Consider the following 16,013-nt stretch of genomic DNA (forward strand, 5'->3'; position numbering starts at 1 on the left):
TTCCGACTCTGCCAGCGCATACGCCGAACTTCGGGTATCTCGAATATACCTGTTTACTAGTTATAACTAACTGTAACATAGAAAAATATTTAAGTAAGAAATATGATTACCGCATATGGATGGTAGTAAGCAAACTAGGCGCGCATTAATACTAACTGCCACGTTACTTTTGTCAACGATTACAATGCCTGTGGTTGCAGCAGGTTCTAATTCCGCTCTTGGTAATCATATAAATCCGAATGAAGAATACGATCTCGACTCTTTCAGTGAACGAGAATTCACATTCTCAAACACCTCCCAAACAAATCCGACTAAAACGATACAGGATCCGTATACCGGCGTAACTGTTTCATTTAAGCAATTGAACACGGAAGTAGAAAATATTTCCATTACGCCATACTCCGACGCTGGTAATCATGAACTCCCGAACGTAGGACCAACTGTTCGTATCGGCCCTGAGGAAACTGCTAAAACGGCCGAGATTGAGCAGGCAACCGTTTCTATACCGCTGACTGAGTCGGTATCGTCTAATGCTACCGATTCGCTGGCCATTTACCGTTGGGACGGAACTGGCGTTGGCGGCTGGAGCCCAGTATCGACTGACTTCAATGTCGAGGAACAGCGAGCAAATGCAACAGTCTCTTCGCTTGGATATTTCACAGTCCTGAATCAGACTACGTGGAAGAATTCGACGCGGGTCCAACGACCAGACCCGGTTGAACCGGAGACGGCAAACGCCGTTTACGTCGGTAGCGAAAACGGATCGATCAGTAAGATCAGTCCCAATTCAGGAACGATTGTCTGGCAGAAACAGTTCTCCGAAATAGGTGACACAGTTGTTGCGTCAGGTCCCAACGGGGCTGTTTATGGGACAGTCACGAGGAATGGCACTGTTTATCAAATCGACTGGTTCAACGGCTCGACGACGACACGGGTTCCGTTCGATCCCGGTGTTTTCGAACTCTCGACTACTCGAGAGGATACGGTGATCAGTGCCGCGAACGTTTCGAGGGGTGGCAACGTCACGATAGTCGATACGGAATATGGGTATCGACCGTGGACGATGACTTTCTTCAGTGAGCAGGGGCCAGAGTACCGCCTCGATGATATTACGCAGGGAACTGACGGTGCAGTGTATGCTGGACTCTATTTTGACGGCCGCGAGTCCGGAACACGTCTTACGCGTATTCACGACGCAAATAATTCAGTCGAAACCGCGTGGGAGACCGATATTTCCCCAACTATCCACGATTTGAAACAGGGACCTGACGGTACCGTGTTCGTCGCTACGTCGACCGGTATACGCGGTGTCAATCCGGCCGATGGAACCAGACTGTGGTCGACATCGATACCGGGTGGCACAACTGAGCTCGCAATCGCTGGCGATGACCGGCTGTACGCGATTGAGCAGGGCGATGACGTTACAGCGCCGAGGCTTCTCACAGTCAACTCCACTGATGGCGCGATCGTCAATTCAACGGCCCTCCCGGTCGACGATGAAGCGGTTGTCGTGGGAATCGAGACGGCCGTCGACGGGAGTATTTACATCGGGACACACGGAACTGAGAGCAGAATCATTCGAGGAGATGAGTCGTCCATAGAAACCACTGGATCCAGAACTGTGGCCTCCTCGGATCAGGATGGCGGCGACACGGTAAACGCTTATTCCGAAACTACCAGCTCATATACAGGTTTCACTACGGATGGTATTACCAGCGAGACGAAATCTCCTACTCTACTCAAGAGCGGAGCGATAACCGAATTTGATCGAACAGACCTGATCAACCCTGTCGACGCAGGTGCGGCGAGTGATACCCGATTATATTCGACGGTAACGTCATCTACCCAATCAGAATCGTTCTCGATTTCCGCCCAGGATGAGACGATCACTACTGACGATGCACTTACCTTGAGGTTCAGTGCTGATCCAAGTCGAACGGCAACACTTCGACTCGAGACATCGACAGGACAAGAGGTCTATAGCACGAAAGTTGAGGCAACCGATGCTCAGAAACAATTCCAGTTGTCGATCCCGCAGGCCGGCGAATACGTTGCAATCCTCGAGTCGACATCGGATTCGAAGACGGACTCAACCGATCCGATCACCGTCTCCCAGCCGAATGGTGATGCCGAACCGGCCGAAATATCCATAGAAACGTCTAGCATGGATCTCACGACTGACGACGACTTGTCCCTCTCCTTCTATGCAGATCAGCAGGTGAACGCGACACTCTCGCTCAAAACGACTGATGGACAAGAAGTATACAGTACAGCGGTTGAAGCGACGACAACTGAAAAGACCTTACTGCTGTCGCTTTCCCAGCCCGGCGAGTATCTCGCTACTATCGAGTCCGAATCGGGCGGACTAACGGACACGACGGAGCCAGTTACCGTCTCCAGTCCCGACGGTAACGATGGAACGCCCATCTCGATTCATGCTCTCGAAACCAACATCACTACCGCGGAGAATTTAGTTGTCGACTACCGCGCCGACGAAACGCGGAACGCGACGCTCACTGTGGAGTCAACTGGTGGACAGACGCTACTCGAAACGGCCGTGACAGCTCGCCAGCAATCTCAGCAGCTATCCATTCCTGATCTCTCTGCTGGCGAGTACGTGGTCAGAATCGTTTCCGATAGCGGTCTCGAGGATTCCACCGATACCGTGGTCGTTGAGGAATCCGGGAGCGATGATAACGGATCAGCATCGGATCCCGAGTTTGCAGTAACGGCTCGGCCGAACGAGTTCACGACGGACGAACCGCTGGCAGTCCAGATAGATCCGGATCGATCACGGAACGTCACGCTTGCAGTCGATTCTACGACTGGACAGACGGTCTACGAAACGTCGCTCTCATTGTCGGATGGACCGACGACATTTAGATTGAACGACGTACCTGCAGGCGAGTACACTGTCACTGTCGGCGCTGTGGACAGTGATATTCAGGCAACTACCGAACCGATCACGGTTAAATCACTTCAAGCTGGAATCAAATTCACTGAGCCGGTGGCGGGCGAGCCGATATCTTTCACCTCCTTCGTAAACAACGTCGGTCAAAACGACACGATCGTTGAAGCTGACTGGAATTTCGGGGATGGAACAACGACATCCTCAACTGGACAGGTCAAACACGTCTACGAAGAACCCGGCAAGTATACGATCGAACTGACTCTCGTCGACGAATTCGGGAACGGAACGAAGCGGACGGCAACGGGTACGATTTTCGTCCGAAACGAGACCGACAACGCGGCCGGAGCTGGTACGGTAACTGAAATTTCCCCGAACGGTTCCGTCGACTGGCAGCAAACGACTGAGACGGCTGTCACCGATATCACCGCTCAATCGGGAATCAGACCCGACAGAACGCTTCACGGTGTCACAACGCCGCTGTGGTCGGTGTCGGTCCCGGAGAGTAATTCCACGTACATCGAAGCGGCTATCCGATCAAATCGCACCGATGAGAACGCGACACTAGTCGCCCGCGCGTCGAACGGAAGTACGCGTACAACGTCGACCGATCGAGACACGTGGACGACAGTACGGGTACCGGTGACTGAGTTCGCCGGTGACGAGATCACCGTTACTGGGCGGAGTTCCGGAGACGCACCCGCCGAGATCCGTGACGTCCGCGTACTCACGGACGACGACGAAGACGGATTACCCGATTACCTCGAAGAACAGCAGTTCAAACTGCCGTTCGCGGCGGCCGCTTCCGTCTCTCTCGACCCTGAAACTGCCGATACGGACGGTGATGGTCTGGCGGATGGCCGTGAAATCCGTTTCTTCCCGGCCAACGGTTCGGCTCTGGACGATCAGATGCGACCATCGCTCGCAGCTGGAAATCCCAGCGTTTCGGATACAGACGGTGATGGGCTCAACGATAGCGTCGAAGCACAGTACAGCTTCCTGAATCCGTTCGTAACTGATTCGAGCGGAAACGGCGTCTCCGATCCCGCTGCGGACCGTGACGGTGATGGTCTCTCGAACGAAGAGGAAATCTCTCTCGGAACTAACCCGAGATACTCCGATACCGATGGTGACGGTCTCACTGATCTCGAGGAAGTCCGCGAATACGATACCGACCCGCGTTCGGCGGATACGGACGACGATGGACTCTCAGACAGTGAGGAGTTCGAACTCGAGACCGATCCACTCGATCCGGACACGAACGCGAACGGAGTCGTCGACGGAAACGAGACCTACACGACGAGTACCAGCAATGAATCCGTCGGCGTCGACCTCGATCTAACCGGCCAGGGGAACATCGCAGCCGGCACGACGATCGAAGCAGAACAGAACGATGCGATTACTGGCGAACGAGTTACCAACGTCAGCGCTTCCGAAATCGTTCACTTAGACTCCGAACAGAAGTTCGAGGACGCAACGGTCACGATCGAATACGACGACGCGACGGATAGTGATGAGCCGCTGACGATGGTCACGTACAACGAATCCAAACAGATGTACGTGCCCCTAAATTCAACCGTAGATCGGAAAAACAACACTGTGACGGCTTCAACGCCGCACTTTTCGACGTTCTCTGTGTTTAACATCGAAAAGGCGACATCGACGTGGGACGCGAGACCGCCGGAAAGCTATTCCGATCGTTCTGATTCGCGTTCAGTTGATACCGTGTTCGTCATCGACGAGAGTGGTAGCATGAGTGGATCACCGACCAGCTACGCAAAAGAGGCTGTGAGTCGGTTTATAATGTCTCTCGACGATGATGAACAGACTGGAGTCGTCGGATTCGATAGTTCGTCTCGAGTTATCCAGCCCCTCACTACCAATCACCAGCGAGTTAACGAGAGTCTCGACGGACTCACTGCTGGCGGCGGAACGAATGTGACTGTCGGATTACGAGAAGCGCTCGATGAACTCGAGAGAAACAGCAATTCCAGTCATCCACAGGAGTTGATTCTTCTATCAGATGGCCAAACAAGTGGAAACCCCCTAGAAGTAGCCGATGCCGCCGCTTCACAAGGGATCGAAATCAATACGGTTGGACTCGGGAGCAGTGTTGACGAGGAAGAACTCCGCTCGGTCGCCAATACGACTGGCGGCGGATTCTTTCACGTCGAAAATGCCAGTGACCTACCGGAAACGTTCGAACGAATCGAAAATAAACCTCGAGACAGTGACGGAGACGGACTTCCGGATAAACTCGAGCAGGAATCCATTTTGCTCGGTGTTAACCCACAGGTAGGGGGTGGGTTCGAGAACAGTAATCGAGTCAAAACGGATCCGCACATAGCCGACACCGACGGTGATGGACTCACGGATGGACAAGAGGTTGGCGAGTATTCTGAAGTAACACATACCTATTCTGGAGTAGGTCTCACCAGATCCAAAGTGACGTTCTCGTACTACAAGCTGCGATCGGATCCAACCGATCCAGACACTGATAATGACCAGGTGAACGATCACGATGAACGTCGCATCTGGGACTCGGATCCGACCCAAGCGGACACCGACGATGATGGACTGATTGATGTTGTGGACCCGGCGGTGAACGAGAAGACGACCCCGCCGAGGTTCAAATATCAGTCTTATAATATAAATGATCTCTCTCAACTACCGACAACAGTCCGTAACCCAAGTGAACGACTTGCTGTCGTCGCTCGTCCGACTGGTGGAGCAACCGATATCGAGGAAATTCACGTACATCAGTATATCGACACGTGGGTGCCGCTTGTCGAAAACGGCTGGCACAATCAAACGTTCACTGGCGACGACCTCAAACACGCCGAAAACAGCGACAAGGTATACGTGACGACGACGTTCGGTGTGCTTGGGCGGGTCTCGCCAGAGGAAGTGGAAATCACAGTGGTCGATGATGACGGCAACATAGCCGGAACGAGTCACGATGTCGACGATGGCACGGTCGATGTCGCCGCCGGAGTCTCGGCCACGGACACGACGACGGCAGGGCTGGCAGTCGGCGCAGTCTCGTCGTCAGAGTACGCGGCAGTAACAACGGCAACGGGTATCAGCGTCTCGAGTGCTGCGGTCATTGCTAGCGGTGCCGTCGTTGCCGGCGGGTACGCCGTGTGGGCCGAGACGACCGGCTCCGCAGCTGGCGAGGTCAGCCAACGAGCGTACGCTCAGTCCATTCCAGTTACCGAACCGCTGTGGCAAGAGGAGATCGACGGTCTCGAGATTACGCTCCCGAGCGGGGCCGTCTACGAACACGAAATTCACGACGGGCACGAGCGCAAACACGGCTGGGAGCAGATCAAAGAACTCCCGGGAATCAGCCAACCCGGAGATGTCCGTGAGATCGTTCGTGCGCCGAACGCGATCGAGGAAGACGGTCGCTACGATCTGATTATCGGCGATAATCCGGGCGGAGACGGGCAGATTATTCTGCGCGTGGCCGAGGGGCTGATCATCGCAGCTGATCAAATCGTCGAAGATCCACAGGGAGTCGAAGACGAATTCCTTATTCCGACCGATAAGAGCCATATTGAGGATCGAGAAGAGCCACATATCACTCAAAATAGCGAAATTCAGCGAATTGTTGAAGAGGCAGATGAAGTCTATACGAACGGCTACGGACTATATGTATGGGTCCTCTACGAAGAAGGGACTGCAAAGATCGTCCACGGCTACGATCACAAACAAATAGATGAAACAGACCATGATCGAATTGTACTGAGTACAGCATATGAGCGAATCAATGCCGTGAGCGAATTTATCAAACGTCTTGTCGAGAGCAAACAATTAAACAAAATATATCCGAATGACTAACGAAACGCCGTTCAAACTTGAAGATCGAGGAGAGTATGACGCCGCAGCAACAGCATATGCTCGCGACGGCTTCGAGAAGTGCCTCGAATCCCACTTCCGAATGAATGGGGATACTCGCGTCGGAATCACAATGCTCCTGCAGGCGATAAGCTGCGATCATCGCGCCGATAATCGCGGGCGAGCCGAACGGCTCTTCCAGATCGCCGAGTCGCTGATTGCCGACGCCGAGAGCCAAGCCGAGACCGAGGTTTTGCGCGGGCTACTGAACGAATGGCGTGGTGATGGACGACTCATGCTCTGTCAACGTGAAGCGATCGACCACTATCGAGACGCCAGAGAACAGTACGAAACCGTCACGTGGCAGGATCTAACCTGGCGAGACGAACCCGAGTTCATGCACGCGTATTGGGCTATCGAGCGATTCAGTCGAGTTTACGACGAACCGTTACCCGAAAACCCCGACTCGATGTCGTTTCAGGAGCGGATCGACGCAAAACTGGACCTGGCTGCGGACGTACTCGCAGAAACTGACTGAACGCGCTGGTCCGCTCATCGAGACCGAATCGCGGATCGAACTGGCGAAGACGGTCATTGGCTCCGGTGACTAACTATTTTCCTGACATAATCGTAGGGAATAATAGAGAAGAGGTCTATACAACGATTCAACAGGTAATCGAAAACGGTGGGGAAGGAACTGACGAAGTTTGGAAAGAGCCGGCTCTGGTGAATCGCTGTACACCGTCGGTTTCGCTGTCAGAACTATATTCATGACTGAACAAGACTACTCTGAGGCTGCTCGTCACCTGCGAAGTGACGGAAAACTCGAAACTGCAGCTAGTTACTACACATCGGCTGCTCACGGGTATTTGATGAAGTTCAAAAAGGTCGACTCTGAAGACCATGGTGAAATATCTCCGTATAAATTCGGTCATTTTGCAATATATATGTTACTCGGTTCCCTCTGTTATCGGATCACCGGCGAGCGACATCGCTGCCGGACCAATTGCGAAATTGGTATTCTTGTCACCAAGGATATTAGGGAACACGAACAGACATTTCAAAAACCAACGCACGAGCCACGGACAGGGCTTTGCTACGAACTTATCGGAGACTTTCAGTTGGTTGGTGAGATCGGATCATACGAGAATGCCTACCATCGAGCGGAGCAGTACTACGAAACAGTTGACAACCCACATCAGTGGTCAGTTGAACCCGAGTTCGAAATCCAGATGATCGTGCTTCTCGAACTCGCGGACAGCATTGACTACAAGATATCAGATTCGGAAAAAAGGATCTACGCTACCAGTCACTCATCGACAGAATCCAATACAAACGCGATCACTTCGAATCGATTCTCGATAAGATAATCGATGCAGGGAATTGGAATTCGGACCGTTTTTGATAGTCTATAGGGGAGTTAATTAATTTAAATCATAACACAACAGTGGTCGGCCGAGGTGTACGAGGTCACGGACAATCCCGACACGATATATAGCGAATAGGAATACTCGTTTTTGAGCCGACCCTCGAGCGCCACGAGATCATCCGCTCGCTCCAACTGGGCGAGATTGACGTCTTCGTGGACATCAACCTCCTGCGGGAGGGACTGGCAAATGAACAGCCCGATAAGATCGAAATAACCGTCAGCGACCAGGCTGGCGCAGAGGCAGAATACGTGATCGACGTTTCGGGTGACGAACCTCAGATCGTGGAGGCGTCGGCCGCCGTAGGTGCTGGGTTGGTCGTTACCCCGGAGCCCGTTTCGAGCGGTACCGGTGCGGTCGTGATCACTACTGCCCTCGGCGGCGCAGCACTCTACGGAATTGCCCAAGAGACCGTCCTCAATGACGGTAGCAAGGTGACTGAAGAGACGTTCAGCTCGAGCGTTAGCATCGGTGCCGAGACCGAGAAAGCGTGGGAGACGCCGGATGGCCTCGAGATTACGCTCCCGAGCGGGGCCGTCTACGAACACGAAATTCACGACGGGCACGAGCGCAAACACGGCTGGGAGCAGATCAAAGAACTCCCGGGAATCAGCCAACCCGGAGATGTCCGTGAGATCGTTCGTGCGCCGAACGCGATCGAGGAAGACGGTCGCTACGATCTGATTATCGGCGATAATCCGGGCGGAGACGGGCAGATTATTCTGCGCGTGGCCGAGGGACTGTTGGTCTCTGCGGCACAAGTCGCATCAGATCCGCATCGCGGTGAAGAAATCGAAATTACGGAAGAGGCAATCCGACATATAATCGAAGACCACGACGACTGGGATCACGAGATAATCGGACAAAATGAAAACGAGGTTCGTGAGACTCTTCGTAAGGTAATCGAGGGCACTGCTGGCGAAGGCGCAGACGAAGTGTGGAAGGAACCGAATCAGGACCGATGGATGTATGTGAAGACGTTAACGATAAATGGCCAAGAAGTCACAATAGTGTTGTTCGTCATGGACGGTGAGGTTGCTTCCGCGTTCGCACCCACACACGATACGATCGATGGATATGAAGGACATACTGACGACATTATCGAATACTACATCAAACGTCAAGAAATGATTAAAAAATATGCGAACGAAGGAAGTGAGATCATTGAAGATGTCGATATCAATGAACAAGCGGAGTCAATTCCAAAGCCGGATCCACCATGATCGAGTTTAAGTTAAAAAGCGAATATGGTGGCTGGAAAATGACCGGTCTCCCCGATAGTCTGCAATTCGTCGTGCAGACATCGACAAAATCTATCACGCTCACTGCGTCACTTGAGGAACTGCTGCGAGCGTATGGATATATATATCATAAAAAAGATGGAGCCGCCCCCGTGTACACATCCACGTTGGAATTTACCTTCAACGACGATACCTGTTGCCTCAGTTTCAACGCGCACAGTACGCAAGTAGGTACATGCGAACTGAGAAACTCTTTTGAAGATTTACTCTCAGAGATATTTCGGTCGAAGAATGATAAAGATCCTGCAAGGCGCGACGATCAATTGGAACACGTCTCTACAAAACTTCGGAACAATGATATAGGATATGATGTTTTCACGCTACATGAGTCACTAGTCGATGGTTGATTTCATATAGGAACGAACTGACTATATAACGCCGATTGAGAGTTACAGGATGTACAGAGAACAAGCAAGTCGGCGTCGAGCGAATGGTTCGTTCGAGGTCTCGGCCACGAGTGGGCCGCCGATTCGTTACTGATGACCGGCGATGAGACCGCGCTCACCGAATATCGGACTGCTCGAGAGTCGTTCGAGGGTATCGACTTCGACACGTAACTCTACTGGGGGCAAGCCCCAAGTACGATACTGCCTTCCTTCCGATGAAGCGATTCTTCGAACAACACGGTCTCGAATACTTCGACCGCCACGATATCGACTTTTCAGGGCGCGTCGAATGGAAGATAGCGATGTGCGATACGCTACTCGAATAGTCGTTCACGCCGACCGTCTTCGGGTTCGCTATTCGGTGTCGATCGAGCCGATAAAAGCAAGACGCCGCCCTCCGTAGCGGGTGGCGTGTGACACCGGTGACTCGGCCGGATTACTCTCGCTCGAGACTACCGGGCACCACGGGACAGCCACAGGGCGAAGCGGTGCCGACGCCGGGGCCGGCGACGGTCACGACCCAGACGGGGCGACCGCAGCGGGGGCAGTCGGGGACCGACCACTCGTCGTCCGGCTCGTCGGCCGGTTCGGAGCGGACCGGCCTCGAGTCGGGGTCGTCGCTCATCGGTCCCTCCGCGGGGAGCGCGGCCGATCCCCGCCGTCGGGCGCTGTCGCTGGTCGTCGGGGTTGATTCCACCGTCGTGCGGGACGTTTATATCCCGCTAGGATGTACGCAATCATGGCTTTCGAAGCCTTGCGGCTTGGAAGCCAGTCTCGGGTGGTTCCAGCACCCGGGGCGTTTCGACGGCCGCCCCCAACCGGTCGGGCGTTCGGAGACCGGCTTCCAGTTGAATGTTAACTTGTTGTATCTTATAACTACTGGTGTATGTGGTGAAAGTATACTTTCCGGTCCGAGTACCACGGCCGCTGGGGATATCGTCCCTACGAGACGACGATCGACGGCTGGATGACTCTCCCGTCACAAACAACGGACGTCTCGACGGCGGGTTCAGGTATTTCCCCGTCGAGGAATCAGCCGGTCACTGGAGCGTCTGTCTCACGTTCGCTGAGGCGACCGATCTCAAACCCCGTTTACAACCGCTTCACCCCTCGTGCGAGTCCGACCGTGATTCACCGGCTCCGTCAGCAGTTCGCTTGAGCGCCCGCTCGACGAATGTCGCGACCTTCTCGTTTGAATCCGTCCGATGGGACGCGAGGTCGTCACGATACGGCCGGACTGCGCTCGGAACTTCGCCCGCGATTCTCGAGACCGCTACCGCAAGGTTTCCACGCGCGGTCTCCGATAGCTCATCGTCGGTGAGCGCCTCGAGTACTGTCTCGACGTGTGCGGCCACCAGCCCCGGGTCGGCTTTCGCGAGTCGGCCGACGACTTGCGCTGCAACGAGACGAAGGTCCGTCGATTCGGCGGTGAGCGCGTCGATACTAACGTCACGAAGTAGCTCGCGATCGGTATCCGGAATAGCGCCGGCACTGATACTGTAGAGCAACTTGACTCGAACCGAGTCGACTGGCTCGGCAACCGCTCGTTCGATCAGACGGTCCATCCACGCTCCGAGACGGGAATGGTCTTCCCAGGCCACTGTGGCGAGGGCGGACGCCGACTGGTAGCGGACCTCCAACTGACCGTGATCGAGATGCGCTACCAGGAACGCGATTGCCTCGTCGGTGAGTGGTTCGTCGGCTTCCATTTCCTGTTGGAGAGACAGTATTCGGCTGAGAACAACAGGTGTCAACTCGAGGAACGAGCGACTGGGATTCGTCAACCGACTCCGAACGATTCCGACGAACCCGCGCCGTTCGACCGTTAGCGTGATCACGACCGAGGCGAGGGCATATCCGATGAAATCGTAGCGGACGGCAACGAGCGCTTCTCTTCCACCCAGTCCGACGGCTGTAAGCGCGACTGCATAGAGGAGTCCGAACCCGAATGCGCTGGCGGCTAGAACGAAAAGGACGACTGACGGACCGTATACGAGGCGTCGCTCGAGTCCCTCAGTTTCGAGTGAGACAATGGCCGTATTGAGCGCGTCTCGAGTACTCGGCATCGCCGTCACGGCCAACGAAACCCCAATCCAGAGCCCGAGCAATCCCAGCAGTTGTGTCTGCAGTCCCGTTTCGACTACGAGGATGTCCCAGTGGAGGCGAACGAGGCCGGACACCGTGTTCGGATAGGTGATAACGTCCACGGGAAGGAGTGACCTCGTTACCGCGGTGAAGACGGAAAGCGCTGCCACCGTGTTGACGACTAGTGGGGCGATCGCGATCAGGAACGCTTTCCACGCGGAGCGTGGACGTTCGTGACGCACCCATCCAAGCGCCGGTTTCGTCAAGCCGGCCGGAATCACGGGCAGCCCCACGAGTCTCGTCTGAGTGAGTTTGACACCGAGGAGACGACATGCCCCCGCATGGGCCAGTTCGTGGACGACGATCCCTGGCGCGAACAGCAACCCGACGAACGCCCAGAACGAATGGAGCCCGCTGTCCCATCGTCCACGAACGTCTCGTAAAGACATATTTTCATAGTTGAATTGAACTACAGTATATCTACCGTCTATCTCATGTGTTGTCATGTACGTATCTGCGATTTCTAGCCTAACAGCGGTATCGCTACCCGTGACGGCGCGTCTCTATCGTAATAAGCTGCCACCGCTCACAGCACGCCGAACCCGAACTCCGCCATGCCGAAGACCGGGCCCCACAGCAGGTGGAGCGCGACGCCGACGACGACCGCCGGCAGGAAGTTGTAGATCGTGGCGACGATGGCTGCTTTGGCGTCGACAGCCAGCAGCGGGAACAGGGCGTCGCCGTCCTGTGCGATCGCGTTGGCGGTCAGCGCGGAGAAGGGGAGCCCGCCCTCGGCGTAGACGCTGGCCAGCAGGATCTGCGGGCCACAGCCGGGGATCAGCCCGACCGCCGCGCCGCCGATCGGGGCCAGCACGCCGGCCGTCGCCGCGAGGGTCGCGACGTTGACCCCGCTGAAGAGGACGACGTACTCGTAGACGAGGAAGGCGACAAGCACCCAGACGGTGACGAAGCTCGTCTCCATCGCCGCGTGGGTGAGCGTGTCGTAGACCGACAGGAAGGAGTCTCGAGCCCGGGCGATCTCCCCTTCGCCGACGTAGTGGCGGCCGACCAGGTAGAGGTACAGCGACAGGACCGCGCCGGTGATCCCGACGATGGTAAAGAGGCCGTCGAAGCCGAGGCCGGTTGTGAGCGGGATTTCGGGCCCGCCGCGGAACAGATAGAGCGAGCCGAGGACGAGCCCAGCCGCGGCGGCGATCCACCACAGGACGTGCGCGAGATGGGACAGCGGGGTGAGAACCCGCGATTCGCGATCGGGACCGCTCTCGTGGGCGTGGGTCGGGGCGGGGCAGCCGTAGTCGTGGGCCGGGTTCGGCCCGACGCCGCCGTTGACGACGGTGCCGCCGTCCGGCGTCGCGGCGGGCGAGAGCCGCGCGACCGCGGCGTCGATCCGCGCGACGCCGAGGCCGTACGAATCGACGAGGTAGCCGGTCGCGACCGAGGCGGCGAACGCGATGGCATAGGAGTACAGCGCTGCTTCGGGTGCGAGCGCGAGGATGACGAACGCCGAGTCGCCCGCGGTCGCGCCCAGCGTCGCCACGACGGTCCCGAAGCTGACCGTCCCGCGGACGTACAGCGGCATCACGACGATCGCGCCGCCACAGCCCGGCGTCAGGCCGAGCAAACCGCCGAAGGCGACTTGGAGTCGCTCGTTGTCCTCGATGGCGCCGATGACGGCCCCGTCGGTCCAGTACTGGATCAGTCCGAACGCCAGTACCGTGACCGCGACGAACGCGCTCACCTGCACGTAGCCGTCCCGCAACGACTCGAGGAGGACTGTCAGGACCTCGTTCACGAGACCTCACCCGGTCGGGAGGACCGATCGACCGAAAGATTAGACATTTCTAAACCTAGGTTTAGCATCGTTGGGTAAATAGCTGCTGGTGGCGACAATCGGGGTTCGATGGCCGCTCGAGACGGCCGCTGAGTGGGGTGACGGCCGCGGAACGGGACGCGACGCTGGCGTTCGAAAACGGAGCGGGCGAAAAACGGAGTCGAGTCGACCCGATCGCGACGGCGTCGTCGCTACTCGCGGTCGTCCGGGTGGTGGTTGTCCCGGAGGTGTTCGATCGCGTGTAGTTCGACGACGGGGAAGACCTTGGAGACGGTCAGGAAGATGAGCGCCACCATGCCGATCGTCCCGAGGATCGACAGGATCTCGATCAGTCCGGGGACGTAGACGCCCGGGACGGCTTCGTAGATGTCGAAGGTGGGGTGTAAGAACCCCTCGACGACGAACAACACCTTCTCCATGATCGTCGCGGTGAGGACGGCGAGGCCGGAGACGATCGCTCGTCGCTTGGTAAACAGCGTCGGGCGAATCGCCTGAGCGAAGATGTACGACAGCGTCACGAAGACCAGCGACATCGACGCGAGGTAGATGGGGTTCGTGGCTCTGGCGAACGCCGCAATCGTCAGGTCGATGGGGGCCTGAAACAGGCCGGTAATATTCTGCTGAAGTTGCAACCACAGGAAGAGCAGACAGAAGAACCCGAGCCAGAGGAGCAACCCACGGAAGATGTCGTCGGTGATGATGTGATCCCAGTCGTACGCGCGTCGGAACGAATAGGCGAGGATGATGACGCCGCTGATGGCCGACGTGAGCGCGATGGTGAGAAACTGCGGTCCCTGGACGCCGCCGAACCAGGTCGGATAGTTCGGCAACACGGCGAACAGCCACGGAATCACGCCGCCGTGGAGGAGCAGCGGGGCCATGATGATGATCGCGAGCGCGAGCCACCAGACCATCCGCTCGACGATCGCGTCCTCTTTTTCCGTGTAGCCGATCGTCATGAACCGGTAGATCGGATCCAGACGATCCGGAAGGTCGTCACGGAGCCGACTGACGTCGTACCGCAGCGTCAGCGAGAGATAAGTTGCCGTCAATACGAAGTACGCCGTGATGACGGTCACGTCCCACACCAGCGGCGAGCCGTGGATCGTGATGTGGTAGTGGCCGATGATGCTCGTGACCATCCGGTCCGGCCGACCGAGGTGGACGATGATGTAAAAGCCGGCCGCGGAGAGCCCGGCGATGGTCAGCAACTCGGCGAGGCGGGCGACCGGCATGTACCGATCCATCCCCAACAGGCGGACGGCGGCCGAGAGGATGATCCCGCCGTGGGCGATGCCGACCCACCAGATGAACGCGCCGATGTAGATCCCCCACGTGGCGCCGCCGCCGCTTCCCCAGTCTCCGAGGGCAGTGACGACCAACCCCTCCTGAAGCTGGTAGGCCCACCCGACGAGAAAGGCGAGAAACGCCAGCCCGGCGATGGCGACCATGATGAAGTACGTCGTTGATGTCGACCCGATCGGCCGCAGAATGTCGGCCTCACTCGGCGTTTTCGTCCCCATATGCGACATTATCTCTCACCAGCGGCCCACTTGCGTCCGTGGTATGAATTTGCAAGGCCGATATCCATCACCGCGGTCTCACCGACCGAGCGGTTGGCTCACAGCTCGAGCGTGTAGACGACTTCGCGCCGCTGTTCGCCGCCGATCTCGACGTCGTCTTCGCCGGTCGGCTCGAACCCGCGGTCCTCGTAGAACGCCCGGCCGCTCTCGTTCGAGGCGAGGTCGATCGCCCGCATTCGCTCCATGTTGAAGTCCTGAAGGTCCTCGCGCAGTCGCTCGTAGAGCGCGGTGCCGATCCCCTCGCCCTGATGGTCCGGGTGGACGGACATGCGGAGGACGTCGCCCTCGTCCTCGCTGACGACGCCGTGGGTGAAGCCGACGATATTCCCGTCTTTCGCCGCGACGAGGAAGGCCGTCCCGGGTTTCGATAGCGCCGTCTCGAGGGCCTCGTCGCCGTACCACTCGTCGACGGTGTCGTCGATGGTGTCGGCGTCGAGTTCGTCGTAGGTGTCGTGCCAGGTCGCCCGGGCGACGCGTCTGATCGCCGATCGGTCCTCGCGGGTGGCTGGTCGGAGTTCCATACCGGTACTACGACAGCGAGTGTCAAAGCCCTTCCACCCGCTCAGTTAGGCCTTCCCCGTCGATCGGTGCGGCGGACGGCTATATAGTAGCCGCTGAAACGATTTACACA

General features: G+C 56.7%; 9 protein-coding genes. 4 read left to right on the plus strand and 5 right to left on the minus strand.

The window, feature by feature from the left end; all coding sequences use genetic code 11:
- Positions 1 to 115 precede the first annotated feature (115 nt).
- The 4 genes from A6E15_RS17045 (at position 116) to A6E15_RS17060 (ending at position 9,398) form a co-directional block, all read left to right on the plus strand.
- Positions 116 to 6,751 (plus strand): VWA domain-containing protein, encoded by a 6,636-nt coding sequence (locus A6E15_RS17045; protein WP_084177380.1) that lies wholly within the window; start codon positions 116 to 118, stop codon positions 6,749 to 6,751.
- Positions 6,744 to 7,286 (plus strand): hypothetical protein, encoded by a 543-nt coding sequence (locus tag A6E15_RS17050; protein WP_139326622.1) that lies wholly within the window; start codon positions 6,744 to 6,746, stop codon positions 7,284 to 7,286. The genes A6E15_RS17045 and A6E15_RS17050 overlap by 8 nt, the downstream gene beginning before the upstream one ends.
- 232 nt (positions 7,287 to 7,518) lie before the next feature.
- Positions 7,519 to 8,118: a hypothetical protein gene (locus A6E15_RS17055; protein ID WP_139326623.1), complete on the plus strand. Its 600-nt coding sequence runs from the start codon at positions 7,519 to 7,521 to the stop codon at positions 8,116 to 8,118.
- Positions 8,119 to 8,330: 212 nt separating this feature from the next.
- Positions 8,331 to 9,398, plus strand: coding sequence for a hypothetical protein (locus tag A6E15_RS17060; RefSeq protein WP_076147997.1), 1,068 nt, complete (start codon positions 8,331 to 8,333; stop codon positions 9,396 to 9,398).
- 900 nt (positions 9,399 to 10,298) lie between these two features.
- On the opposite strand, the gene A6E15_RS17065 is transcribed toward A6E15_RS17060, so the two are convergent.
- The 5 genes from A6E15_RS17065 to A6E15_RS17085 all read right to left on the minus strand — a co-directional run bounded on the left by A6E15_RS17065 (position 10,299) and on the right by A6E15_RS17085 (position 15,903).
- Positions 10,299 to 10,559, minus strand: coding sequence for a hypothetical protein (locus A6E15_RS17065; protein WP_245800590.1), 261 nt, complete (start codon positions 10,557 to 10,559; stop codon positions 10,299 to 10,301).
- A gap of 406 nt (positions 10,560 to 10,965) precedes the next feature.
- Positions 10,966 to 12,396 carry a metalloprotease family protein gene (locus A6E15_RS17070; protein WP_076147999.1) on the minus strand — a complete coding sequence of 477 codons (1,431 nt, stop codon included), beginning with the start codon at positions 12,394 to 12,396 and terminating at the stop codon, positions 10,966 to 10,968.
- Positions 12,397 to 12,533: 137 nt separating this feature from the next.
- Positions 12,534 to 13,760: a putative manganese transporter gene (locus A6E15_RS17075; RefSeq protein WP_076148001.1), complete on the minus strand. Its 1,227-nt coding sequence runs from the start codon at positions 13,758 to 13,760 to the stop codon at positions 12,534 to 12,536.
- 230 nt (positions 13,761 to 13,990) lie between these two features.
- Positions 13,991 to 15,322, minus strand: coding sequence for an NrfD/PsrC family molybdoenzyme membrane anchor subunit (gene nrfD, locus A6E15_RS17080; protein WP_076148003.1), 1,332 nt, complete (start codon positions 15,320 to 15,322; stop codon positions 13,991 to 13,993).
- 98 nt (positions 15,323 to 15,420) lie between these two features.
- Complete coding sequence (locus A6E15_RS17085) at positions 15,421 to 15,903, minus strand: GNAT family N-acetyltransferase (protein ID WP_076148005.1); 483 nt, start codon at positions 15,901 to 15,903, stop codon at positions 15,421 to 15,423.
- Between the last annotated feature and the right edge of the window lie 110 nt (positions 15,904 to 16,013).

Source organism: Natrinema saccharevitans (assembly GCF_001953745.1).
GTDB lineage: Archaea > Halobacteriota > Halobacteria > Halobacteriales > Natrialbaceae > Natrinema > Natrinema saccharevitans.

Coding starts and splice junctions, on each gene's coding strand:
- A6E15_RS17055 (WP_139326623.1), top strand. CDS start 7,519: ATGACTGAACAAGACTACTCTGAGGCTGCTCGTCACCTGCGAAGTGAC.
- A6E15_RS17045 (WP_084177380.1), top strand. CDS start 116: ATGGATGGTAGTAAGCAAACTAGGCGCGCATTAATACTAACTGCCACG.
- A6E15_RS17050 (WP_139326622.1), top strand. CDS start 6,744: ATGACTAACGAAACGCCGTTCAAACTTGAAGATCGAGGAGAGTATGAC.
- A6E15_RS17085 (WP_076148005.1), bottom strand. CDS start 15,903: ATGGAACTCCGACCAGCCACCCGCGAGGACCGATCGGCGATCAGACGC.
- nrfD (WP_076148003.1), bottom strand. CDS start 15,322: ATGGGGACGAAAACGCCGAGTGAGGCCGACATTCTGCGGCCGATCGGG.
- A6E15_RS17070 (WP_076147999.1), bottom strand. CDS start 12,396: ATGTCTTTACGAGACGTTCGTGGACGATGGGACAGCGGGCTCCATTCG.